Source organism: [Flexibacter] sp. ATCC 35208, assembly GCF_001975825.1.
Taxonomy (GTDB): domain Bacteria; phylum Bacteroidota; class Bacteroidia; order Chitinophagales; family Chitinophagaceae; genus Chitinophaga.
The window spans coordinates 1-5216 of record NZ_MTKN01000133.1; the positions used below are offsets into that span (position 1 = coordinate 1).

General features: G+C 44.2%; 1 protein-coding gene. It reads left to right on the forward strand.

The features are described 5' to 3' along the window. Positions 1–147: 147 nt before the first annotated feature. A partial coding sequence (locus tag BW716_RS34220; protein WP_179091404.1) for a DUF5977 domain-containing protein occupies positions 148–5216 on the forward strand: 5069 nt, incomplete at its 3' end.

Here is a 5216-nt window from a genome sequence, read left to right on the forward strand (position 1 = left end):
CATATTTTTCTACATTTATTAGAAAACAGCTTGATTAAATTTAGGTAATTCATACCATTTCTCCACTGCATTGTAGTTCGAATCAAAACCATTACCTGTACCTTATTATTAGGTGTGTAATCCCTTTGCCATTTTTTGTATTCAATTATGTATATCACAACCCGCACCCGTACTAAGACGATTTTATTTCTGTGGATGTTATTAAGTATTTGTCATTGGGGAAAGGGACAATCCCCGTCCATTATACCACTACCCGCAGAACAGGCAGAACTCTTTAAGTACAATAGCACCCCGGTCAGCATGATGACCGGCGTCCCCCAGATTTCTTACCCGCTTTATGAAATCAATACAGGCTGGATCAAGGTCCCAATTTCACTCAGTTACCATGCATCCGGCATAAAGGTCGGCCAAAAAGCAACATGGGTAGGTCTTGGATGGTCACTTATGGCAGGCGGCTCTATCGCGCGCCAGATCAGGGGAGATGAAGATGAGACAGAAACCTATGGTTGGTTTAATCAAAGCACACCTATTAACAGCTTTGGTAGTGTGGTGACTTATGATGGACGAAAAAACTATTACGAAAGCAGGCCTGACCTGCAACCAGATTTTTTCAATTATAATTTCACTGGTAAATCCGGGCGGTTTCTATATTCCAGGGACCAGAAGAATTTTGTCACCGCCCCCTATCAACCTGTCAGCATTACACATACCAGTGATAATAACTATGTAATCACAGACGACGATGGTAGCCGCTATTTCTTTACACAAAAATTCAACACGACTACTGATAATTCAGGTCTGCAAACACACGTCATCGGCTGGAACCTGACTAAAATCATATCCAATGATGGTGCAGACAGCGTACTATTTAACTATGCAACCGTCACTGGTAACGGGGATAAAGCTGCCGATGACGTACTAACCTTTAATAAGGTATATCGCAAGAACGTATCAGGTACAGATGATGCGGCCTCCTATGTAGCAGATGAAGTTGTCAAAACCATCTCTTACTCTTATAATAACGTACCTAAAATCAGTGAAATCATTTTCCGTCAGGGGAAAGTGAAGTTCTATGCCAATACCGTCAGGGCCGACTATGCAGGCAATGCGCTGGACAGCATTGTCGTATATAGCAATGATAATGGCACTTACAACCGTGTTAAAAAGGTTTCATTTAACTATAGTTACTTTTACACGGGTAATTCATATCCCAGCTTTACAGATTACCGGCTCAAACTCCTTTCATTTTCCAACGAGGATCTGAATGGAGAACAACCAGAAAAGTATACCTTCAATTACAACAGCACAACCTTACCCAATACCTTATCCTGTTCACAGGATTGGTGGGGGTTCTACAATGGTGTAACACAATACACCCTCATGCCCAAACAACTCCCGTCTCAGACAGAAATTCAAAAGTATGGGAAGTTAGGCACTGCAGACAGGTCTGCTTCTGAAACATATATTATGGCAGGAATCCTGAATAAGGTAACCTATCCAACCGGAGGGTATACCACTTACGATTATGCCATGAATAAATATGAGAGAACGCCTGATAATAAAGACTCTACGATAGCTTCCATCACACTGGCCGGTCCTGCAAAGGTAGGCGTCACTTATGGCTGGGATAGTGCCACAACGACATTCCAGGTCAGACCTCCTAACAATAACCAGGATTATTACGAGCTGGATATCTCAATAGATTTTTCAGCATCTTCTGCCAATCCACCGCTGAGTTATGCACAGGAGGTACAGCTGAGAGACCTTACCACTGCCAAAATAGTAGCCAGCTGGAATTCTGATACCTATCTCAATGCAGGTACAAACGGGACAGCTCATACGCTCACGGCCACTTACACCTGCGATACCAGTCATACATACCAGTTATACGTGGGGATCAATGATCTACCCACTACTACGGTGACTGCAAGCATTTCCATCGCCGTTCCGGACAATAGTACAAAATACAAATATGGTGGTGGAATCCGTGTAGAAACAATCAGTAGTTATAATCTTGACAATACCCTGCAGAAGAAAGATGTGTATAAGTATGGGGAAAATGAATCTGGTATTGGTTACATGCCTACTTCAGCGGACGATATGATGACTAATATCTATTACACTACCGGTACCAGGAGATATGTCGCGGTATCTTCTACTGGTTGTAAAACGGAAGATGGTAACAAATATACTTATATCGCCCAATCTACCTATCCTACTATCACCTTCCAGGGAGCGAATGTATTGTACCCTTATGTTACAAAGTATGAATACAGCAATACCCGCCCCAATGGTAAAACAATGTTTACTTACAATATACCCAATGACTTTGTCACCATTGGTAACCAATCTGCCCTTGGAGGAAAGGAAAGAATTGATAACGGGCTTTCAGATGAATTGCCAATAAAGACTTCGTATTATAAATTCAACAGCACTGACAGCTCCTTTTCACTTATAAAAGAATCAGTCAATACCTGGGAGCTATTCAACTTTAGTCAGGACTCTGCCCTCATGGTGTACCCGACCATAGAATACGCTACCTCTGAGCATTGTGTAGACTCTTATACTGACTACAGTTCATTTGTCTACATGGTAAAAAGCGGTGGGCGGCATCTGGCTGCTGTTACAGATAATAACTACGATGATAATGGTACTGTATTCACTAATACGGTCAACTACACCTATAATGATAAAAACTATCCTCAAAAAATCACAAAACTCAATAGTAAAAATGATACCCTGGTCACAGAAATGCGCTACCCCGGTGAACATAGCAGTACAGATGTAAATGCTGGTGTGCTGGACCACATGGTGACTAAAAACATGCTTCGTCAACCCTACTGGCAGGGCAACTATACCAACAGTACCTTATTAAGTTATAAACATACCATTTATAGCGACAGCTGGAGTGCTAATGACAGCCTGATCGCACCAAAAATTGACAGCAACTGGCAATTCGGTAATGATAACAGCTTGCCTGCCATCACGACGGCCTATCAGAGCTATGGTAAATATGGCAACATCTGCCAGCTTAGAGACGGCAATGGTCTCACTTCTGCATTTACCTGGTCTGCCAATGGCACCTACCCTGTATCACAAACAGCAGGTGCTGCTATAAACCAGGTCATGTACGATGGATTTGAAGATGCTGACAGCTGGACAGGTATCACCCGCGATGCGACCCTATCTCATACCGGCACCTATGCAGGTCTGACTACAGGAAGTAGTACCTATACCAATGCTTCCTGGTGCAATGTCGCATTGACAACCGCTACCTCCTTCCGCTATTCCGGTTGGGTATACAGTAATGGTCCGGGGGCAGCCATCAGTTTACTCATGAAGACCAGCAGCGAAACAGGCAGCTATACCTATATAGATAATGTATCTACATCCACGACCGGGCAATGGGTATATCTCGAAAAAGAATATAGCATCCCTGCCGGCGTCGCCTACATCAGCCTTCGCCTCGATAACCAGGGTAGTGGTAAAGTATGGTTTGATGAAGTGGCACTACGACCCGCAGCATCACAAATGAGCCACTATTCTTATTTACCACTGGTAGGTATGAGCAGTAAATCAGATGAAGGAAATCATACCCTGTACTATGAATTCGACGGCTTAAACCGCCTGAAACTAATCAGGAATAAGGATAAGAACATCCTGAAAATGTATTGCTACAACTATGCCGGCGATATAAACAGGTGTGAAGGCACTATCTATTACAACGATTATCAAAGTCAAACTTTCAGCAAAACCTGTACACTGAGTGGAACCACTACCTCCATTACTTATGCGGTCGATGCTGGTAAATATAGCTCAAGCGTAAGTGTGAGTGATGCCAATGCAAAAGCACTCGCCGATATTCAGTCAAACGGACAGGCGTATGCAGACCTGATGGGAGACTGTAGTTATTTCCTGAGTCAGCAAATGACAGACACTTTTACTGCAACATGCACCGATAATGGCGTAGGTACAACAGTCACCTATACCCTTTCAGAAGGTGCAGATACATCCACCATCAGCCAGGACGATGCGAATACAAAAGCAAAATCACGTCTTGACTCACTGGGGCAACGCTATGCCAACAGTACGTGTACGTGGAGCAATGAGGCACAAAGTGGTACCTATACCCGGGCATGTACAGCTGCCAATGCAGAAGGAACAGCGGTTACCTACACCGTTGCAGCCGGTAAATACACCTCTTCAGTCAGCCTCTCAGCTGCCAATGCATTGGCAAAACAGGAAGTATCCGATAGCGGACAGGTATATGCTAACAGAAACGGTCTTTGTTATTATTACAGTGATGCACAATCTGTAAGCGCTACCCGCGAATGTTCTACAGGTTATATAGGTACAACCGTCACCTACACCGTAGCAGCGCGGCACGACTCGTCCCTTATCAGCAAGGATTCAGCCAATGCTGCAGCGCTGAGATATACAAAAGCCAATGCACAATCTTATGCAAATACCAATGGTGAATGTCAAACCTGTAACCTCCTCTTCAGTAAGAAATCCGGTAGCAGCAATTTAGGTACCTTTAATGTGGCCATTACCAATACCTCTACCGGATCCACCGTATACCAACAGACCTTTGTCGACCCGACAGATGCACAGCTGGCAGTGTGCTCCATCATCGCCAGTGATGCCACCTATACTATAACCATTACAGCCCAGAATTATCTGTATGCCACCGTGAACGGTACAGAAAAGGCGATCAGTCCGGGCTACAGCAAATCATGGTCACTGGCACCTACACTGACCATTGTCTTTTCTTCCTCCGGCACAACTACATATAGCAGTGCTGCTGTAAGTAAGTCATTCCAGAAAACCAGCTGTACCAAAGACTCTACAGGATCTTACGTTACCTATACCGTGGCAGCCGGCAAGTATACGTCTACCCTATCACAGGAATATGTTGATTCACTGGCCAATGCATATGCTACTGCAAACGGACCATCCTATGCGAATACAAATGGTTACTGCTTCCCTTCAGGTAAGAATTTCGCAATAGTGGTAAAGAAAGGTGGTACCGACCCTGGTACAGTCAGCATCACCGCTACCAATACCAGTAGTAGCACGGCAGAGGTGAAGACAACAGCCATCACGGAATGGCCATATTATGCCGCCATCACCAGTGGTAAAACATTTACAATTTCTATTGCCCCCATTGGTTCCGGCATATCTATGACCGCCGATGTAAATGGCACCCAGAAAAC